This is a genomic window from Psychrobacillus sp. L3 (genome assembly GCF_042945595.1).
Taxonomy (GTDB): Bacteria; Bacillota; Bacilli; order Bacillales_A; family Planococcaceae; genus Psychrobacillus.
The window spans coordinates 197,475-215,584 of the sequence record NZ_CP168493.1; the positions used below are offsets into that span (position 1 = coordinate 197,475).

Annotated in this window: 21 protein-coding genes and 1 riboswitch; of the genes, 11 read left to right on the forward strand and 10 right to left on the reverse strand. The window is 37.2% G+C overall.

The window, feature by feature from the left end; translation table 11 throughout:
- The first annotated feature begins 20 nt into the window (after nucleotides 1-20).
- Nucleotides 21-776: a DUF2087 domain-containing protein gene (locus tag ACEPXD_RS01030; protein ID WP_391119066.1), complete on the forward strand. Its 756-nt coding sequence runs from the start codon at nucleotides 21-23 to the stop codon at nucleotides 774-776.
- A gap of 9 nt (nucleotides 777-785) precedes the next feature.
- The gene (locus tag ACEPXD_RS01035) at nucleotides 786-1,148 is read left to right on the forward strand and encodes a GIY-YIG nuclease family protein (protein WP_391119068.1); all 363 of its coding nucleotides are present in this window, start codon (nucleotides 786-788) and stop codon (nucleotides 1,146-1,148) included.
- 217 nt (nucleotides 1,149-1,365) lie between these two features.
- On the opposite strand, the gene ACEPXD_RS01040 is transcribed toward ACEPXD_RS01035, so the two are convergent.
- Nucleotides 1,366-1,953 carry a YdcF family protein gene (locus tag ACEPXD_RS01040; protein ID WP_391119070.1) on the reverse strand — a complete coding sequence of 196 codons (588 nt, stop codon included), beginning with the start codon at nucleotides 1,951-1,953 and terminating at the stop codon, nucleotides 1,366-1,368.
- Between the two features lie 18 nt (nucleotides 1,954-1,971).
- On the reverse strand, nucleotides 1,972-2,613 hold the full coding sequence (locus tag ACEPXD_RS01045; protein ID WP_391119072.1) for a glycerol-3-phosphate acyltransferase: 642 nt from the start codon (nucleotides 2,611-2,613) through the stop codon (nucleotides 1,972-1,974).
- Nucleotides 2,614-2,752: 139 nt separating this feature from the next.
- A riboswitch (SAM riboswitch) is annotated at nucleotides 2,753-2,868 on the forward strand.
- A 118-nt stretch (nucleotides 2,869-2,986) separates the two neighbouring features.
- Here ACEPXD_RS01045 and ACEPXD_RS01050 point away from each other — a divergent pair.
- The 4 genes from ACEPXD_RS01050 to ACEPXD_RS01065 all read left to right on the forward strand — a co-directional run bounded on the left by ACEPXD_RS01050 (nucleotide 2,987) and on the right by ACEPXD_RS01065 (nucleotide 7,580).
- Nucleotides 2,987-4,279, forward strand: coding sequence for an O-acetylhomoserine aminocarboxypropyltransferase/cysteine synthase family protein (locus tag ACEPXD_RS01050; protein ID WP_391119074.1), 1,293 nt, complete (start codon nucleotides 2,987-2,989; stop codon nucleotides 4,277-4,279).
- 128 nt (nucleotides 4,280-4,407) lie between these two features.
- Nucleotides 4,408-5,394, forward strand: a complete 987-nt coding sequence (locus ACEPXD_RS01055; RefSeq protein WP_391119076.1) for a homoserine dehydrogenase — start codon at nucleotides 4,408-4,410, stop codon at nucleotides 5,392-5,394.
- A 1,022-nt stretch (nucleotides 5,395-6,416) separates the two neighbouring features.
- Nucleotides 6,417-6,584, forward strand: a complete 168-nt coding sequence (locus tag ACEPXD_RS01060) for a hypothetical protein (RefSeq protein ID WP_391119078.1) — start codon at nucleotides 6,417-6,419, stop codon at nucleotides 6,582-6,584.
- 288 nt (nucleotides 6,585-6,872) lie between these two features.
- A complete protein-coding gene (locus ACEPXD_RS01065) occupies nucleotides 6,873-7,580 on the forward strand; it encodes a DNA alkylation repair protein (protein ID WP_391119081.1) in 708 nt (235 codons plus the stop codon).
- 157 nt (nucleotides 7,581-7,737) lie between these two features.
- On the opposite strand, the gene ACEPXD_RS01070 is transcribed toward ACEPXD_RS01065, so the two are convergent.
- Nucleotides 7,738-7,968: an excisionase family DNA-binding protein gene (locus tag ACEPXD_RS01070; RefSeq protein ID WP_391119083.1), complete on the reverse strand. Its 231-nt coding sequence runs from the start codon at nucleotides 7,966-7,968 to the stop codon at nucleotides 7,738-7,740.
- A 101-nt stretch (nucleotides 7,969-8,069) separates the two neighbouring features.
- Here ACEPXD_RS01070 and ACEPXD_RS01075 point away from each other — a divergent pair, with 101 nt between their 5' ends.
- Nucleotides 8,070-8,942: a DMT family transporter gene (locus tag ACEPXD_RS01075; RefSeq protein WP_391119085.1), complete on the forward strand. Its 873-nt coding sequence runs from the start codon at nucleotides 8,070-8,072 to the stop codon at nucleotides 8,940-8,942.
- Between the two features lie 60 nt (nucleotides 8,943-9,002).
- Here the strand turns inward: ACEPXD_RS01075 and ACEPXD_RS01080 are convergent, their stop codons facing one another.
- The gene (locus tag ACEPXD_RS01080) at nucleotides 9,003-9,701 is read right to left on the reverse strand and encodes a BsuPI-related putative proteinase inhibitor (protein ID WP_391119087.1); all 699 of its coding nucleotides are present in this window, start codon (nucleotides 9,699-9,701) and stop codon (nucleotides 9,003-9,005) included.
- A 274-nt stretch (nucleotides 9,702-9,975) separates the two neighbouring features.
- Between ACEPXD_RS01080 and ACEPXD_RS01085 the strand changes: the two genes are divergently transcribed.
- Nucleotides 9,976-10,668, forward strand: a complete 693-nt coding sequence (locus ACEPXD_RS01085) for a response regulator transcription factor (RefSeq protein ID WP_391119089.1) — start codon at nucleotides 9,976-9,978, stop codon at nucleotides 10,666-10,668.
- A gap of 141 nt (nucleotides 10,669-10,809) precedes the next feature.
- Nucleotides 10,810-12,990 carry a sensor histidine kinase gene (locus tag ACEPXD_RS01090; RefSeq protein ID WP_391119091.1) on the forward strand — a complete coding sequence of 727 codons (2,181 nt, stop codon included), beginning with the start codon at nucleotides 10,810-10,812 and terminating at the stop codon, nucleotides 12,988-12,990.
- A 183-nt stretch (nucleotides 12,991-13,173) separates the two neighbouring features.
- Here the strand turns inward: ACEPXD_RS01090 and ACEPXD_RS01095 are convergent, their stop codons facing one another.
- Nucleotides 13,174-13,377 (reverse strand): hypothetical protein, encoded by a 204-nt coding sequence (locus ACEPXD_RS01095; RefSeq protein ID WP_391119093.1) that lies wholly within the window; start codon nucleotides 13,375-13,377, stop codon nucleotides 13,174-13,176.
- 86 nt (nucleotides 13,378-13,463) lie between these two features.
- Nucleotides 13,464-13,967, reverse strand: a complete 504-nt coding sequence (locus ACEPXD_RS01100) for a nuclease-related domain-containing protein (RefSeq protein WP_391119095.1) — start codon at nucleotides 13,965-13,967, stop codon at nucleotides 13,464-13,466.
- A gap of 248 nt (nucleotides 13,968-14,215) precedes the next feature.
- On the opposite strand from ACEPXD_RS01100, the gene ACEPXD_RS01105 reads away from it, so the two are divergent.
- Both ACEPXD_RS01105 and ACEPXD_RS01110 read left to right on the forward strand, forming a co-directional pair.
- On the forward strand, nucleotides 14,216-14,680 hold the full coding sequence (locus ACEPXD_RS01105) for a DinB family protein (protein WP_391119097.1): 465 nt from the start codon (nucleotides 14,216-14,218) through the stop codon (nucleotides 14,678-14,680).
- A 3-nt stretch (nucleotides 14,681-14,683) separates the two neighbouring features.
- Nucleotides 14,684-15,202 (forward strand): DNA topology modulation protein FlaR, encoded by a 519-nt coding sequence (locus tag ACEPXD_RS01110; protein ID WP_391119099.1) that lies wholly within the window; start codon nucleotides 14,684-14,686, stop codon nucleotides 15,200-15,202.
- A gap of 96 nt (nucleotides 15,203-15,298) precedes the next feature.
- Here ACEPXD_RS01110 and ACEPXD_RS01115 read toward each other — a convergent pair whose 3' ends face one another.
- Genes ACEPXD_RS01115 through liaF form a run of 4 tightly spaced genes read right to left on the reverse strand, consistent with a single transcriptional unit; the run spans nucleotide 15,299 to nucleotide 18,012 of the window.
- The gene (locus ACEPXD_RS01115; protein WP_391119101.1) at nucleotides 15,299-15,550 is read right to left on the reverse strand and encodes a hypothetical protein; all 252 of its coding nucleotides are present in this window, start codon (nucleotides 15,548-15,550) and stop codon (nucleotides 15,299-15,301) included.
- A gap of 59 nt (nucleotides 15,551-15,609) precedes the next feature.
- Nucleotides 15,610-16,251 (reverse strand): response regulator, encoded by a 642-nt coding sequence (locus ACEPXD_RS01120; RefSeq protein WP_391119102.1) that lies wholly within the window; start codon nucleotides 16,249-16,251, stop codon nucleotides 15,610-15,612.
- Nucleotides 16,226-17,314, reverse strand: coding sequence for a sensor histidine kinase (locus ACEPXD_RS01125; protein WP_391119104.1), 1,089 nt, complete (start codon nucleotides 17,312-17,314; stop codon nucleotides 16,226-16,228). The genes ACEPXD_RS01120 and ACEPXD_RS01125 overlap by 26 nt, the downstream gene beginning before the upstream one ends.
- Nucleotides 17,311-18,012 (reverse strand): cell wall-active antibiotics response protein LiaF, encoded by a 702-nt coding sequence (liaF, locus tag ACEPXD_RS01130; RefSeq protein WP_391119106.1) that lies wholly within the window; start codon nucleotides 18,010-18,012, stop codon nucleotides 17,311-17,313. The genes ACEPXD_RS01125 and liaF overlap by 4 nt, the downstream gene beginning before the upstream one ends.
- Nucleotides 18,013-18,110 lie beyond the last annotated feature (98 nt).

Here is an 18,110-nt window from a genome sequence, read left to right on the forward strand (position 1 = left end):
AAAAAGGTTGTGTTTGTTCAATGGAAATGTCAGAGTTATTTTGGAATGCAAATGGAGAACAGTTAAAAGTTGGATATTTAGAAGAAAGCGAATCTTTTATTTGCCTATTATGTGGAGAAAAGATTGAAAAAGGAATTATTTATCCTGCTGAAAATTTATTATTTGAAGCGAAACGCTATATGCAACGCCATATCGAGTTAGAACACGGGTCTGTTTTCCATTATTTAATTGGCTTGAATAAAAAATTAACAGGATTAACAGATCATCAAAGTAGTTTACTTCGATTATTTTACGAAGGTAAAAGTGATGCAGAAATACAAACAGAACTGAGTATCGGCAGTAGTTCGACAATTCGAAACCATCGTTTTGTCTTAAAGGAAAAAGAGCGGCAAGCGAAAATATTTTTCACGATGATGGAATTATTGAAGGAAAAAGATGACCATGCTCCAACATTCCTACCTCTCCATAAAACTGCAACAATGGTAGATGATCGATACAATATAACGAAAGAAGAGCAGGCAGACGTAGAAAAGAAATTTTTCCCTGCAGGCGTTGATGGTCCACTAATAAAGTTCCCAAAAAAAGAAAAGCAAAAACTAGCAACTCTGCGTGTCATCATCAAACGATTTGAGCAAGAAAAAACATACAGCGAAAAAGAAATAAACGAAGTACTAAAAAATGTATATGCTGACTTCGTCACATTGAGACGCTATCTGATCGAATACGGATTTTTAGATAGAAAAGATGACGGTAGTGCGTACTGGGTGAAAAACTAAAGTAGAGGATTGAGTAAATTGGATCGCAAAAAAGAATTGAAACAAGCATACAAAGAAGTAAAAGTCGAAGGTGGAATTTATGTCATTTCAAATAAAGAAAACGGCAAAAAATTCGTTGCATCTACACGAAACTTCAAAACATTAAACGGAACGAAATTCATGTTAGAAACAGGGACGCATACGAATCGTCTGCTCCAAGAGGAATGGAACCAATTCGGAAAAGATGCATTTGAAATTGAACGGGTAGAGATACTGAAAAACAAAGAAAATCAATATGTAGACGACAAGAAAGAATTAGAAAAACTCTTACAGAAACGGATTGAACAATTACAGCCATTTGAAGAGAACGGCTACCACACCAAGAGAAATTGATGCTAAAAGGCTTCCAATTTCAAGGAAGCCTTTTTAAATAAAATTATTTAACTGATAAGAGTGAAATCATTCCTTTCCGAGAGCAAATCATGCGCATACGAGAGCTCTCCGACTTGGGACGAGAGCAAACCACCTGAATCCGAGAGCAATCCACATCCGAACGAGAGCCCACAATCCCCATCAAGCGCGAAAAAAATAACTCCGAACATATCTAGAGTCATTTCCCTACAATATAAGTCTTCAAAAGCGCCGCCCGCTCACGCAACCTCAATTTCATTTCCACGCTTTTCGGAGTCTTTGCTGCCACACTATCGGCATCCCAATCTAACTTTTTAGCAAGTATTTTCGCTCGATGTAAGTGGTAGTCACTTGTAATAATTGTCACGGACGTCACATTATCGGGGAGTAACTCTTGCGAAAATAGCAAGTTTTCATAAGTGGAAGTCGACTGATCTTCTACGATAAGTCGATCTTCTACTATCCCATTTTCTAAGAGAAATCCCTTCATGTAAACAGCTTCCGCAATATCTTCATCCTGTCCTTGTCCACCAGAGACTAGAAGCTTCACATGTGGATACTCTCTTGCATATGCTAGCGCCGAATCTAATCGATACTTTAATGCGAGAGAAGGAATATTTCCTTTTTTCACTTTTGCCCCAAGCACGATAGCATACTCATTCGATCCATTCGCTTTCGGTTTAAGGCCATCATCAATCCATTTATTAGTAAGCAACCAAACGCCAAATCCCCCAGAAGCAATAACGAATAAAGGAATAAGCACAATCCACCTCATTTTTTTCTTCATTCAAATCACTCATTTCATTCACATAGAAGGCTTCTTTTTCCTTAAAAAGGCTGATATTCTTGGCTCATCATTAGAAGCCAAACGACGAAAATTTTCGATATGCAAAACTAGCGCCATGACGAATAAAAAACTTGCAATAGCAATAGGAACATATCCTTCTGCAAACCAAATAGTCCCGCCCACAAATACAAAGTAAAAAACAAATACACCAATCAATAAATAGTCCGTTAAAAAAGTCGTGCCTATTAATAATAAAAGTCCAATCAGTCCAATAGGCCAATAAATAGCAAACAAAATACCGATAATTGAAGCAGTTCCTTTTCCACCTTTAAATCCAGTGTAAATGGGAAAGTTATGACCTAAAATAACAGCGGCTCCGGCTAAATAAAGTAATAAGTCTTGTTCTACATCTGAAAATAAAGCAAAATGCTGCATGAAAAAGCGGGTACCAATAATAACGAATACCCCTTTCAGAATATCGATAAATGCAACCAAAACCCCGTATTTCATCCCGAGAACAATGGCAGCATTAGAAGCTCCAGAATTTTTAAGTCCCTCATTCTTAATATTGACTCCACTAAAAAACTGAGCAACCTTTGAACCATGAATTGCTCCGACTAAATAGCTAATAATTAATACACAAATAATCCAAACTATCATTAAGCCACCCCCATAAAATTCCTCTAATACATTTAACGTTTGAATAATAAAGAAGTTTCAGAATTTTATATTAAAACACTTGACTACGAGATAAAGATAATCATATACTGTGTAACAAGATGGAAAACTAAATCTAATACTCTTATCAAGAGTGGCGGAGGGACTAGGCCCTACGATGCCCGGCAACCAACAAGTTCTGAACTTGGAAAGGTGCTAAATCCTACAAATTCAGGTTCTGAATTTGGAAGATAAGAGGAGGAACATGCGAAACTGCACCCCTCTTCTTAAGTGAAGAGGGGTTTTTGTTTGTCCTAATACTCCTCTCCAGCCTCCCTAAGCATCCATCTAAACTACTTTACAGGAGGAATTCAAAATGACAAATCTTCAACCAGAAACACTTCTTTTACACGGTGGTCAGCAACCAGATCCAGTGACAGGTTCACGAGCAGTGCCTATCCACAAAACAACTTCTTTCGTATTCCGTAATACAGAGCATGCACAAAATCTTTTTGCATTAAAAGAGTCAGGTAATATTTATTCACGTATTACAAACCCTACAGTAGATGTCTTTGAGCAACGAGTTGCATTACTAGAAGGAGGAACAGCTGCTGTTGCCTTATCTTCTGGAATGGCAGCAATCGCATTCTCCATTTTGAATATTGCGGGAGCGGGCGATGAAATCATTGCCGCGGAGAATTTATACGGTGGAACATTTAATTTATTTGCCCATACATTGCCTCGCTACGGTATTACAGTGAAATTTATTGATTCAACAGATCCTGAAAACTTCCGCACTGCGGTAACGGACAAAACAAAAGGATTCTTTGCTGAAATTATTGGAAACCCAAGCTTAAATGTACTTGATGTGGAGAAAGTTTCAGCAATTGCAAATGAAGTAGGAGTACCTTTACTTGTGGATAATACATTTGCAAGTCCATATGGTGCAAACCCGATTAAACACGGTGCACATGTAGTCATCCATTCAGCAACAAAATGGATTGGTGGACATGGAACAACAATCGGAGGAGTAGTTGTAGATGGAGGGAATTTTAATTGGGATTCTAAAAAGTTTCCTGGATTTACAGAACCAGACGTAACCTATCATGGCTTACGATATGGAATTGATGTTCCAAATGTAGCGTTTGCAGTTAAACTACGTGTTCAACTGCTTCGTGATTTCGGTCCTTCTTTAAGCCCGGAAGCAGCATTCTCTTTTTTACAAGGTTTAGAAACACTTCATCTGCGAGTACCAAAACATAACGAAAACGCACAAAAAATAGCAGAATATCTATCCAATCATGAAGGGGTAGAATGGGTTAACTACCTTGGGTTAGAAGAACACCCATCCTATGAACTTGCACAAAAATACTTAAACTATGGTTTCGGTTCTATCTTAACGTTTGGAGTGAAAGGTGGAAAAGAAGCAGGCCGACATATTATTGACAATATTGAAATTTGGTCGCATGTAGCAAATGTTGGGGATGCGAAATCACTAATTATCCATCCTGCATCTACAACTCATCAACAATTGACGCCAGAAGACTTAGTGAAATCTGGTGTTACAGAAGACTTAATCCGCTTGTCGGTAGGTCTAGAAGCAGTAGAGGATTTGCGAAATGCGCTTGATAAAGTACTTGTAGAAAGCACAAATGTCCTCTCTAGATAGAATTTTGTTGTTAATTGGGCAAAAATAGTCTACAATATGTAAAATAGTCAATCGGATTGAAAATTCGATATTTTATTAGAATATGTGGATGGAAGCTCAATTGTGCAGATTCATTTGGAGGAGAAAGTATGGCAAAAATAAAAGCAGCAATTCTAGGTTTTGGAACAGTAGGTCAAGGAATATATCATATTGTGAATGAAAAAAAAGAAGACTTAAAAAAATCATTAGGATTGGACATCGAAATTAGTGCCATTCTCGTAAATAATTTAGCGAAAGAAAGAATCCAAACACCTGGGGTACTCGTAACAGACGATTTCGAGGATATTATTAATATTCCAGGACTTCAAGTTGTGTTTGAAGCCATTGTGAATGAAGAGCCAGCATATGGCTATTTATGTAAAGCGATTGATAAAGGATGTCACGTGATTACGGCAAATAAAGTAATGTTTTCTAAATATAGTATTCCTCTTCACGAGCGTGCAAAATCACGTGGAGTATTTATCGGATACGAAGCAACAACAGCTGGTGGAGTTCCTGTTATTAAAACGTTGAAAAATTTACTTCAAGTGAATTCAGTGAAAAGAATTCAAGGAATATTGAACGGTACGTCTAACTACATTTTGACGCAAATGCGTTTAAATGAATGCCAGTTCAATGATGCATTAACAGAAGCACAAGATTTAGGCTATGCGGAAGCAGATCCGTATAATGATATTTCTGGCCAAGATGCATTTCGTAAGTTGATGATATTAAGTGCGCTTGCATTTAAGAAGCAACCAAATTGGGATGATGTGCCAGTGGTTGGAATTGACGGCATTTCATTAGAAGATGTGAAAAAAGCAAAGCAAGAAGGGCTTCGTTATCGCCATGTGGCAGAAATCGAGCAGGATGAAAATGGAGAACTTTTTGCATCAGTAGGCCCACAACTTGTCGGTCCAGACCATCCTTTATACGCAATTGAAGCAGTAAACAATGCGGTCGCCCTAGATACAAACTATATCGGTACACTAACACTCGTTGGACCTGGAGCAGGAATGTACCCAACTGCAAGTGTCATGGTAGAGGATTACGCAGAAATCATCGGCAAACGAGCAGGGTTTATGATTACGATCTAAAGTAAAAAAGAGCTTTCCCCTCAATCGAAGTAGACTGTTCAGTTGAGTGGTACAAAACATCAAATAACACAAAAATATAAAAAAGCATTGCTAACGCAATGCTTTTTTATATTTTTGTCAAAACATTCTAATTATATAAAAGGGTTAATTAGTGATATGGTAAGATTAATTTTAGAATTAACATTTAAATACTGAGGAATATTGGTGATTTAGTTATTCAACTATCGGGGGGAGATCAGTTGAGGAAGGAAGTTTTATTTTGTAACAAATAGCATTTTCAATACTTTGGGGGTTTAAATATGATGAATCAAGTATTGGCAAAAGTTATTTATTTTGTATTCACAATATTTATTTTTTCAACATTATGGAAACTTACAGGTGTATTTTGGAATTCTTACGTACCTTGGAATGTTAAAACTGACCTATTAGTAATTATTGTTGTAGCACCAATACTAATAATTTTTTCGTTTATTTTGTCGAGTTTATCTTTTACAGTCATAAGGAGTTCTAAATAATCTTGGGATTCTAAAAGTCCTTATTGCAGTAAAAGGGGGTTTTAGAAGAACAGCCTTATCAAGGGACAGCCTTTATTGTTATTAAACTAACGGGGATAGCGTAATAAGGAATCGACGATAAATAATATAATATTTACAAAAGAACCTTCTTGAACAAAGATATAAATGGGGTGGAGTATATGAGTGAGCGATTTGAAATAAGTTTTAAAAACTAGGAAGTAAGAATGTGGTTCTATTTGGCGGTACCAACGTTTATTATAGGAAGCATCATTATATTTTATGGTGAACAAAAATATCAGTATGTTCGGTTGTTAGTGTTAGTAATAGCATGGACTATCTTTTATATATGGCGTTTTTTTTCCCGGAGGAGACAGAAGATAGAAATTAAAAATCCTTCTTAAGCTAACGACGCATTACTTTAAGGATGTTTTTCTTTCTTGATTAACTGCGGGGTTAGTGCAACAAATACATTGGATTAGTTAATCAGTTTGAAGTAAAAAGTAAAGGGTGGTGATTATTATAGAAGCCTTTGGAGTTATTCTATTTTTATGGATTTTTTTATGGTCTATTACAAAAACGTTAGAAGGATTAACAGATAAGATTTTAGAGAAACAAGATAAGCAGTATAAATTATTAGAGGAAATAAAATCGAACTTAAATGATAAATTAGAATAGAAATTTTTTTATAAAAGGCATAATAATGCTATTCCCTCTTCAATAAACGAGGTGCGTTAGTTGAAGATTCACTTTCCAATTTCGAAAGGTACGAATGCAAAACCTTGTTTTTCTTACCACCAGTCCAAGAGCACAGTACCAACATGGATTAAGTGGATTCCTGCATGATGCTCATGCACTTAGACGGTAGTTTTACTGACAAATGGTAGTTTGTTATAGGTTAATGGTGATGTATTTGATGGGAAAAATATTAGGAGAGAAACTCCAAAGAGAAGGAAGTGCTAAAAAATGAATTTAGAAATGGTTATGCAGGAGCTTGAAGCGCTTGGCAAGGAACGATCTAAAAAAATGTACATGTCCAATGGTGCACATGAGCCGCTTTTTGGTGTAGCAACAGGTGCTATGAAACCAATCGTAAAAAAAATAAAGATAAATCAGCCTTTAGCTGAAGAGCTGTATGCCACAGGGAACTACGATGCGATGTACTTTGCAGGCATTATTGCAGACCCAAAAGCTATGACGGAATCGGATTATGATCGTTGGATGGATGCGGCGTATTTTTATATGATATCCGATTTTATAGTGGCCGTAACGTTATCTGAGTCAGATATTGCGCAAGAAGTTGCTGATAAATGGATTGCAAGCGACGAGGAGCTGAGAATGTCAGCGGGTTGGAGTTGCTACTGTTGGCTTTTAGGGAATCGAAAGGACGTTGAATTCTCAGAAAGTAAGATTTTCAATATGCTTGATATGGTGAAAAATACGATTCATCATTCGCCAGAACGAGCGAAATCCTCTATGAATAATTTTGTATATACGGTGGGGATTTCATATTTGCCACTCCATGAAAAGGCAGTCGAGACTGCAAAGGCAATTGGAATAGTTGAAATCAAACGGGACGAGAAAAAAAGCAGTTTCCTAAATGCTTTCGAAACCATTCAAAAAGGAGTCGATCAAGGAAGAATTGGTTTTAAACGCAAGCATGTAAGATGTTGAAATAAGCTTCGCATCGCGAAATGATCTTCCATTATTTAAGGCTGTTTAGTTGGATAAGATATAAACTGAATAGTTTAAAGTTATAGCACATTTCTCTGTGAAAGAGCCATGATAAAAGGGCTTTCCCACAAATTGGGGAAAGCCTTTTTTATATGCATTAGTCCTCATCCTTCACGTCAATATCATCTGGAATCGGCGTGTTTCGCCACTCGTCAATTTGGCGTTTTATTTCTTCTACTTGCTGTAAATGTGTTTCAAATTGAGCGCTATTTACGTAATAATCTTCTCCGTCGAAAATAGCACGAATCTTTTTTTCCGCAATATATCGTTTTACTTGTTCAATAGGCATTGATAAATAATTTGCAGTTTCTTCTACTGTCATATACAAGGTAAATGCCTCCTATCATTATTAGTATATGATACGATTGTATGTATCTCAATATGTGCTATATGGAAAGTTAATAAAAGAAGAACTGGGGGAGTGAAAAAATGTCTTTTCTGCCATACATATTTGTATTACTTGGTGCCATTTTATGGGGTACGACGGGAACTGCGCAAACATTTTTACCGGATAGTGCCCACCCTTTTATTATTAGTGCTGGACGTTCTACAGTAGGTGGTTTTTCTCTATTAGTAATTATGATTCTATTAAAAAAAATTAATTTCAAAACATGGCCATGGAAAGAAACGTTATATGCAGCTATTTGTATTTCGCTCTTTCAATTATTGTTTTTTTCATCGGTTTTATTAACAGGAGTTGCTATTGCAAGTGTTGTAGCAATTGGGAGTGCTCCAGTATTTTCAGGAATCATTGAATGGGTATTTCTAAAGTTACGACCTTCTAAAGTTTGGGGAATATCCACTTCATTTGCAATTGTAGGTTGTTTGTTTTTGTTTTTAAATAAAGGAGAAATTACGATCAATCCTATTGGCATCCTTTACTCACTTATCGCAGGGCTAATATTCGCATTTTATACGCTTTCCAGTAAATCTTTGTTACAAAAAGTGGAGGCTATTCCTGCTGTGGCAATGACTTTTTCCACTAGTGCGCTATTACTGATGCCTTTCTTCTTTATATATGATGTTAGCTGGTTAAAGGATGCAGGAAACGTCGGGATAATCTTTTACTTAGGCCTTGCCACAACAAGTGTTGCGTATGTGTTGTATGCGAGAGGCCTACATAGAATTCCTTCCTCATCGGCGCTGACACTTTCCTTAGCGGAACCAACAACAGCTGCTATTCTAGGGGTATTCATCGTGGGAGAAGTACTTGGTGGAATGTCTTGGATCGGCATACTGTTATTGCTAGGGAGTATTGTGGTTTTAACGGTTGGTAGTAAGTCAAATAGAAAAGTAGCTTAAGAAGTAGGTAGCTTATTGAAAGCACTATCCCCAATTTAGAAGGATAGTGCTTTTACAATTTTATTCCCCTAGACGTGCAGATTGGATAACTTTTTGTTCATTTTCCACTACATACTCTACGAAGATATGTTTTCCTTTCTCTAACCCTTCAAAGAAAGGGGAAGCCAGCTCGGATAGTCGCATTACTTCTGTTGTACCCTCTAGATTTTCCACTTCGATGGAATGAAGATCTTGTTGACCGATATAAATGACTTCTTGTTTCTCCACAACTAGTTTTTTAGGTGCTTCAGTAGTAATAGCTCCAGTCCACTTATAGGTGGTCTCGATTTTAAGATCATTAAGTCCATCTGTAGTTGACCAAACGACCAACTTATAAGTTCCGGATGGTACTCCTGCAAGTTCTGCTTGGAGATTTAGCGGAATGATCCACTCTTCCCCTGGTTGTAGTTTGTTCTCCACTGTTCCTTGCATAAACATTTTGTTCGCGGAGTAGGTGTACATTGTTTCCTTCGCTTCATTCAAAAGTTGAAACTCAATTTGTTGTCCGCTCGATGAGGTCAGAACAACTTCCTTTTTTGATTCATTTTTAATAATAAAAGAACCTTCACCATCTGCGTCTAGGACAAGCCTTGTAGATATATTATTATCTTTGCCTTCGCTACCCGTTGTAGAGCTAACATTACTAGTTCCGCAGCTCGCTAAAACGAGTAAGGAAGTACACAGTAGTAAAATCCAGGCAACTCTTTTTGCTTTTCTCATTTATTGCACCTCCTGTTTATACATTAGACCATTATTTGGATAAAAAGTTACACTAGATGTAGCTTTTTTTTAAATGGTTGCTCTTCTAAGGAAGTTGGTCTCGATTAGCAATTTATTTTCTATAGATAAAGAGTTTCTTAAGAATTTCTTCATATTTATCCTGCTGGAATGTTAAGAAATGAAGGGTACAATAAGAAACATAAGAGAGATTAGGGAAGGCATCCTGTGGCAACGGATGAATGACCCGCATTGTGCGGATCGAGGAGGTAAGAAAATGGCACAGTTTACAGTGTTAGTAACGGACGATGACCAAGATATTCGCGATGGTATTGAAATTTACTTAAAAAATGAAGGATATAACGTTCTAAAAGCTGCAGATGGATTAGAAGCACTGCAATTAATAGAAGAAAATGAAGTTCACGTCATTATTTTAGATATTATGATGCCGAAAATGGACGGAATTGCAGCGACATTCAAAATTAGAGAGCAAAAAAACATTCCTATTATTATGCTGAGTGCGAAAGCGGAGGATTCAGATAAAATCCATGGATTATCAGTTGGAGCAGATGATTATGTGACGAAGCCTTTCCATCCGATGGAGCTGGTGGCACGTGTGAAGTCGCAGTTACGGAGATACACGAAGCTAGGCACCTACCAAGGCCAGCAAAAGGTTATAGAAGTGGATGGACTGACGTTAAATCAAGAAGCAAAGGAACTTACCGTCGAAGGAGAAATTGTCAAACTGACACCTATCGAATTTAAAATTACAGAGTTACTAATGGTCAATGCAGGACGTGTCTTTTCAATTAATGAAATATACGAGCGCGTTTGGAATGAACCCGCATACAACGCAGAAAATATTGTGGCGGTTCATATACGGAAAATACGAGAAAAAATTGAAGCGGATCCGAAAAATCCAAGATATCTAAAGGTGGTGTGGGGCGTTGGCTATAAAATCGACAAGTAAGTGGAGTGTCTATTTATCTTTACTAGCAATTGTTTGCGGGTTGATTTGTTTATTTTATTGCGTAGCCAATTTAATCCCATTTGTCGAAATTAGCCAAAGCTTTCTACAAATCATCCAAAACATGAAAGGGGGAGTTGCAGGATGAAGCATACAATAGGTAAAAATGTTTTACTTAGTGTACTAGCAGTCATAACACTTTTTGCGCTTTTTACACTGACAGATAAGGGACGTAATTTTAGAGGAACGAGTTATTTTGATAGTGACGACTTTCAAAGGGAATTTTCTCAATTTGAAACGTCTATTGTTCCGCTAGTTTTAGCAGTTCCAGATAAAGAAGAAGTGAAGAAAAAAATAACGGTGACAGCGGATGAAATAGAGGAATATCGTTTCAGATACGGAGATTTAGAAAGTCAGTTGGAATCCATCAAGCAACAGTATGAAGAAACAACCACCACAGAAACAAAAGTAGAAGAAGGTGCAACAGGAGGAACAACAACGGTAGCGCCTAAAATGGCAACAGACAAAGCATCGAATGCAGAACGCGATAAAAAGTTAGATGACATCACTAAAAATTTTACGGACGATAGTTATGTAGAAAAAAAGATTCGATTAGAAAAAGAAGCACAAGTCGATGCTTATTTTAAATCAATCGAAAGAGCTAAAAATGATTTCTTGAATGACAATGAAGACATTAACTATGACTTAAAAAATATAGAAACAGGCGAACGTTTTACAAGTGGGGACATTAAGTCGAACAATGCATTTGCTAAGAAATACTCCAGTAACTATGGTTATTTAAAAGAAAGAACTGCTTATGAAAATGCGGAAGGCTACGGGAATGTTCAAGAGCTATTAGGAAATCCGATTGCACGATTTGAAGGTACGGTTGCTATTCCGGACGATAGTATATTAAATGGGCACAGAGCACATCAATACAAATACTTTTTAACGAATCAACGAACTTTTTATGGAGTACTAGTTGCGGGTTTATTTGCTGCCATCGCTTTTGTTTTGCTATGGAGAAAAAGTATGGAGAAATTCCAACATGAGGAATGGGAACAAAAGTATCGTAGCTTACCGATAGATGTACGAATAGCATTGTTTTTTATAAGTATTTTTGTAGCTATTACGGCTACAAAAGGGCTAATAGACAATATTTTTTATTATAAAGGCTGGGATCTACCTATATTCACTAGTCTTTTCGCAATACTTTTTACAGGTTTCACATTGTATCAATGGAGCTGGCTGCGAACAGGACTTGGCAAGATAGATTGGAAACAAAGTTTAATATATAACGGGAGCAGATCATTGAAAGGTTTTTTCTTAAAGCGTTCCATCGGTGTTCAAACACTTATTATGTTGATTGTTATATTCTTTTGGGGATTTGGAACGATGATGGTATTCGCCGTACCAGAAGTTATTATTGTTTGGATTCCGGCTACTCTATTCATCGGTATTCCAGTTCTACTATTTTTATTATCTAGAATGGCTCACTTGAACCGAATCATCGTGAAAACGGAGGAAATGGCAAAAGGTGTTATTGGAAATGAAATAGACGTAAAAGGGAAGTCGCCAATTGCAGAGCATGCAGCAAGTTTGAACGAGCTTCGTGGTCGAATAAAATCTTCTCATTCCGAACAAGCAAAAAGTGAACGATTGAAAACCGAACTAATCACCAATGTAAGTCACGATTTACGGACACCATTAACATCCATCATTACGTATACCGATTTGTTGAAAAATCCAAGCATAACGGATGAAGAGCGAGCATCCTATATTGCGATATTGGATAAAAAATCAATGCGATTGAAAACATTAATTGAAGATTTGTTTGAAGTGTCTAAAATGGCATCGGGCAATATGGAACTAGATAAGCGAAAAGTAGATCTTACGCAATTATTGCAACAAGCCGTTGCAGAGCATCAAGAAGATATTGATAAATCAGGACTTGAATACCGTGTAACGATCGGTACAAAACCTATTATGTCTTATGTGGATGGCCAAAAATGGTGGCGAGTACTCGATAACTTAATCATTAACACATTGAAATATGCACTCCCAAATACTCGAGTGTATATCAATTTAGACCAAGTCAATAGAGAAGCCGTTTTCGTTATTAAAAATATAGCGAAGTATGAACTTGGTAATGACGTTAATGAATTAACCGAGCGATTCAAGCGAGCAGACACTTCCCGACACACAGATGGATCAGGTCTAGGTCTTGCAATTGCACAATCCATTGTGGATTTACATGGAGGCAGTCTGCAAATGGAAGTAGACGGGGATTTATTTAAAGTAACTGTAAAAATAGCGACAGTATAACAAAAGCGGGAAACCTGAGCCGGGGTTTCCCGCTTTTTTTGAGTGAAAATGATTTTAGTTGGAATTCTGAGAGGGTTAGTTGGAAAAATGAATGCTTTAGTTGGAATTCTGGAGGATTTAGTTGGAAAATAGCGTAGTTAGTTGGAAAGGGAAATTTAAGTAAGAAAAAACGGTCGCTTTTAGTTAGCGACCGTTGTTTTTTGTTTCGAGAGTTCTTTGTAAAACATAGTGTCTGGATTTGTGGTCATTCACTGGATGGAGACCGACCTTATTTAACAAGTAGTTTGCAGCATACTTGTCTTTCAGCTCTAGAAAGTAAACACATTCGCGATTGGAAATAGTATTTTTGACCAGGTAAAACCAATCTTCCATTGCTTGTTTTTGCATCAAGGTTTTTGGGGTTTTACATTTTGGGCATTTGCTTTGGCTTTTCAATTTAATGAGGCAATTTGGACAAAATAAACCAGTTCTTATTAGCGAGAGATTGATTGAATAGTTTTGTGCGATAGGTTTTGGGATAAATTCATTTGTGTGGGAAGGACAACTTGAGTTTGTGAATACGCGAACACTATTAAGCTCTTAAGGGGAATGCTTATTTTGAAGTTTTGTAAGAGAAATTGCAATTTTTTGACGTGTCGTTTTAGTTGTTGTTCGGGACATTTAAAGGAGGTTGTTTCGCCATCGACTTCACGGATCAGTTGCTTAGGGTTTCTTTGAAAATATATTTTGCCTCGGATATTTTTGATTTCTAAAATGGCAATATACTTTTTTGTAAGGATGAGGGTATCGATTTGCAAATAATTATTTTGGTTAATTTGGATATGAAGTTCTTTTAATATGGCGTAGTGTTTGGGGAAGGTCACTTGTTTTAAGAAATTGTCAACATAGCATTCTCCTCTAAATCCTGCTTCTGCTGCTTTAATCTTTTTTTCTATTTCGAGATAGATATTTTGGTCTCGAGGTAAACGGTTAAGCAAACGTTTATATACTTGTACAGTTTTAGGTATTATTCGTTGATTATCGATGAGATTTCCTCCTTTGCGACATTTATTATCATAATGTATTGAAAATACCATTTTATTAGGAGAGAATCAAGATTCGGATTGAGTAGTTGGAAAATATGAAGTGTTAGTTGGAATTTTAGAGCATTTAGTTGGGATTTTTCATGGTATAGTTGGAATAAAGAATAAAATAGTTGGAAAAACACAAAAGGGAGATGTTTCTAATGGAGATTTTAAATCAATTAAACTTCGCACGAATGTATACATTAGGAAAATTTAAACAGAGTAATGAGGCCGCTTGGGACGTAAAGCCAAATGGATTCAACAATACAATCCGTTGGAACATTGGACATGTATTTGCAACAATGGAATCACTTACGAAACGAGCAATTCCTTCCTATGAGCCCGTGAATTCAGAGTGGTTACCCCTATTTGTTCCTGGAACAAACCCGGATAATTGGCAAGTAGAGCCTCCTGCAATGGAAGAACTGATACAAGCATTAGAAGCACAACCGGCACGAATAAAAACAGCACTCGAAAATAATATACAAAACCAATTAACAGAACCAATGGCAATCGGGAAATTGTATCAAATGGATACAGTAGAAGCTATTGTGCAATTTATGGTTTGGCATGAAGGTGTCCATGCTGGAATTATTCATGCTTTAAATCGCGCTACAATGGAATAAATAATGAAAGTTTATATAGTAGGATCGGTGGGGAGTGGCAAAACAACGTTAGCACGCAAAGTTGCAAGAAAGTTGCAAGTACCACACTTTGAAACGGATAACTTCGTTTGGAGCCGTCATTCCCCAGGTGGTATTCGAAATGAAATTGAAGTGCGCAATCAATTGTTACATAACGCAGTTGCACTGGATGATTGGGTGATAGAAGGGGTTCATATAGATTGGACAGATCCCGGTTTGCGAGCAGCTGATCAAATTATCTTTTTAGATATTACTGTTAAGAGACGATCCTGGCGAATAGTTGCACGATACATTCGTCAGCTCTTAAAAGTTGAAAAAGCAAATTACAAACCGACACTCACTATTTTTTTTCGAATGTTCAAATGGAATAGATACTTCGAAGAGCAAATGAAACCATCATTTCAAATGAAATTTAATAAACTTAATCATAAAGTACACCACTTTGTTACGGATAAAGAAGTAGAAGAATGGTTGAAACAAATAGAAAAAAGGATGATTGTATAGATCTTCCTTTTTTCATTCGAAGAAAAAAATGCATAATAGAGCAACCGCCTCCGAACGAGAGCCCAAACCAAAAAGAGGACACCCTCTCCCTAAAGGTCATCCTCTTCTTTTCAATTCATCTATTTCGCTTAACAAAAAATCTAATTTTCTTTGGATTTGGTTAAAGTGTTCCCTATTCCGCAAGCTTGCTTTCCTATCGATTTCATCTTTACGATTTATTTCAGATAACGCAATGCCCTCACCTATTGTATTAATGATAAAGCCAATGGAAATAATGACAGATCCAACTAACCCTACAGCCAAACCTACACGAGTCGGTAACTCATCATGGGGATCTTCAGGAAACATGTATACAAACATCCTTTACTCCATCTTTTCACTAGCATATGATGAACAACTCGCATAGGTTATTTTTTCGGCGGAACAAGTTGATGTTCAAATGCATAGATAACTGCTTGCGTTCGGTCACTCACTTCCAGTTTGGATAGAATATTGCTGACATGTGTTTTTGCTGTTTTCAATGCAATAAAGAGGGTGTCCGCTATGTCTTGATTCGTTTTGCCTTCTGCCATAAGAAGCAGTACTTCTAGCTCTCGATCAGTCAAGTCTTCATGCAGAGAATGGGTGGATCCTTGGCGCATGCGCTTCATCATTTTATTCGTCACTTCTGGCTCTAATACAGCATCTCCATTCAATGTTTTTCGAATGGATTCCGCAATATGAGTAGCCTTTGATGTTTTTAATAAATAACTAATTGCTCCTGCTTCGAGTGCAGGATAAACTTTGTCATCATCAATAAAGCTCGTTACAATCATCACTTTTGCTTCAGGCCACTTTTGCACAATTTCACGTGTAGCCTCCGCACCGTTCATAATGGGCATCACCATATCCATTAAAATAATATCTGGTTTATGGATTAGCGCCATGTCAACCGCTTCGCGACCATTCACCGCTTCCGCGACTACTTCCATATCAGGCTGGGCCTGCAAGTATGCTGATACGCCGATGCGTACCATTTCATGATCATCCGCTAGTAATATTCGAATCATTTTCTCGCTCCTCTTCATGTCCAGTTTCTTGGGCACTTGCGCTTCTTTCGATCGGCAGTTTTACCTCAACAATTGTTCCTTGTGATGGAACGGATACTACTTTGCAAGTAGCACCTATTTCAACGGCTCTTTCCTTGACGTTATCTAAGCCGTAAGAACCTGTTTTCCCGTCTGAGACATCAAAGCCGATCCCATTATCCTGTACACGGAAAATAGCGAGATTGTCTCGTTCCACGAATAATATGTCTACTTCAGTAGCTTTTGCATGTCGCAAGGTATTCGATAATGTTTCCTGAGCGATACGGAATAAATGATCCTCTGCACCTTTTGGTAAGGAAACCTCTTCTAGTCGATAACGAATGGTAAAAAATACTTTTTGTTGAAGCTCCAAGAGCAGTTCTTCCATTCCTTGCTTTAACGTCTTATTATGCAGAGCAGCTGGGCGTAAATGAAGTAACAATGCGCGCATTTCTAACTGAGCTTGCTGTACAATTTTTTCTGTTTGTAGCAATGTTTTTGACACTTCTCTTTGCTGCGACTCTTCTATTTCTACCATGGTAGTAAGAAGCATAGATGCGGCAAACAATTGCTGTGAAACTGAATCATGCAGCTCTCTTGCCAAGCGCTGTCTTTCTTGCACGATTCGTTCCTGAATAAGCTTATCTTGTGCTTCTGCTTTTTCATTCGTAATACGTTGCAATGTTTTTCGCTGGGTCAAAATGAGCTGCTCTAATTGAATGGTCGTGACATGTAGTCGCTTGGAGTAAGCATATTTTATCTTAGTTGGTACGAATGTTTCTGCCTCCAACAAAGGTCTTAAGCTTCTTTCAATTTTCTTTTCTTGATCGCGTACTTTTAGAAGTGTGTTCAATGAAAAACTAAAACTCATAAACGCTAATACTATAATAATCCAAGCACCTAAAGGGATTTGTGCATATGTAGTCTCCAGTAACGACCACCATTCTGAATCATTGGGCCATCCCCAAAGTGCATATAATAGCACTGCTGCAAGCGCTAATAAAATAAAAAAGAAGGAAAAGCCTTGACCGAAGAATATCTTCATTTACGAATCACCTCAATATCCCCAATCCAAGTGGAAACGGTGATGACGAGCTCTGAAGCGTATGCAACATCCTCTAAATACCCATCTTTTAACACGACTGACTGATTCCATAAACGTTGAATTCCACGACCAAAAATATTCGCTTCTCCAATAATCGTTGCATAATGGAGCCTAACAGGTACTTCATATGGAACATAAATTGTAACTTTTCCAAGTGACTGACGAATAGAAATAAAGGAAGTACCTTTTGGTAATACGGTTTGTGTTACATCAATCACATGCTCTCCATAGAAACTCTGCACATGAACATCTTGCCATTCATACGCATTAAACGGAGTAGTTTGTGCAGAAAATAGTTTGTTCTGAATGATACTATTGGGAGTTTCATTATATACAGTGTCAAATGGTCGTATCATTTGACGAATCGGTTCATTTCTCCAAAGTTTATAAAGTACATATATCATGATACCAATAAGTAGCAGACGTAAACTCCACATAGAAAAAATAGCGATGACAATAAAAATACATCCACCCCAGAATAAAAAACGTGCACGTCTTCGTAAACTAAAATAAATCATCCCGATGCCAAGAAGGACTAATACAATGCTGCCATTCCCAAAAACTGTAGCCTCGATAAACATAAGAAAAACAAAACAAATGAGAATAAACGCAAGCTTGTTTGTTCGGTTTTCTTTCATATTAAGTATTCCTCCTTCTTCACATAAAGATATGGAGGAGAAGATTTCTCCCCCTTTTAGACTATCCAGACTCCAATGCCTTTGCTCCGAGAGCGCTC

Coding starts and splice junctions, on each gene's coding strand:
- ACEPXD_RS01030 (WP_391119066.1), top strand. CDS start 21: ATGGAAATGTCAGAGTTATTTTGGAATGCAAATGGAGAACAGTTAAAA.
- ACEPXD_RS01040 (WP_391119070.1), bottom strand. CDS start 1,953: ATGAAGAAAAAAATGAGGTGGATTGTGCTTATTCCTTTATTCGTTATT.
- ACEPXD_RS01045 (WP_391119072.1), bottom strand. CDS start 2,613: ATGATAGTTTGGATTATTTGTGTATTAATTATTAGCTATTTAGTCGGA.
- ACEPXD_RS01050 (WP_391119074.1), top strand. CDS start 2,987: ATGACAAATCTTCAACCAGAAACACTTCTTTTACACGGTGGTCAGCAA.
- ACEPXD_RS01055 (WP_391119076.1), top strand. CDS start 4,408: ATGGCAAAAATAAAAGCAGCAATTCTAGGTTTTGGAACAGTAGGTCAA.
- ACEPXD_RS01065 (WP_391119081.1), top strand. CDS start 6,873: ATGAATTTAGAAATGGTTATGCAGGAGCTTGAAGCGCTTGGCAAGGAA.
- ACEPXD_RS01075 (WP_391119085.1), top strand. CDS start 8,070: ATGTCTTTTCTGCCATACATATTTGTATTACTTGGTGCCATTTTATGG.
- ACEPXD_RS01080 (WP_391119087.1), bottom strand. CDS start 9,701: ATGAGAAAAGCAAAAAGAGTTGCCTGGATTTTACTACTGTGTACTTCC.
- ACEPXD_RS01085 (WP_391119089.1), top strand. CDS start 9,976: ATGGCACAGTTTACAGTGTTAGTAACGGACGATGACCAAGATATTCGC.
- ACEPXD_RS01090 (WP_391119091.1), top strand. CDS start 10,810: ATGAAGCATACAATAGGTAAAAATGTTTTACTTAGTGTACTAGCAGTC.
- ACEPXD_RS01095 (WP_391119093.1), bottom strand. CDS start 13,377: ATGCAAAAACAAGCAATGGAAGATTGGTTTTACCTGGTCAAAAATACT.
- ACEPXD_RS01105 (WP_391119097.1), top strand. CDS start 14,216: ATGGAGATTTTAAATCAATTAAACTTCGCACGAATGTATACATTAGGA.
- ACEPXD_RS01110 (WP_391119099.1), top strand. CDS start 14,684: ATGAAAGTTTATATAGTAGGATCGGTGGGGAGTGGCAAAACAACGTTA.
- ACEPXD_RS01115 (WP_391119101.1), bottom strand. CDS start 15,550: ATGTTTCCTGAAGATCCCCATGATGAGTTACCGACTCGTGTAGGTTTG.
- ACEPXD_RS01120 (WP_391119102.1), bottom strand. CDS start 16,251: ATGATTCGAATATTACTAGCGGATGATCATGAAATGGTACGCATCGGC.
- ACEPXD_RS01125 (WP_391119104.1), bottom strand. CDS start 17,314: ATGAAGATATTCTTCGGTCAAGGCTTTTCCTTCTTTTTTATTTTATTA.
- liaF (WP_391119106.1), bottom strand. CDS start 18,012: ATGAAAGAAAACCGAACAAACAAGCTTGCGTTTATTCTCATTTGTTTT.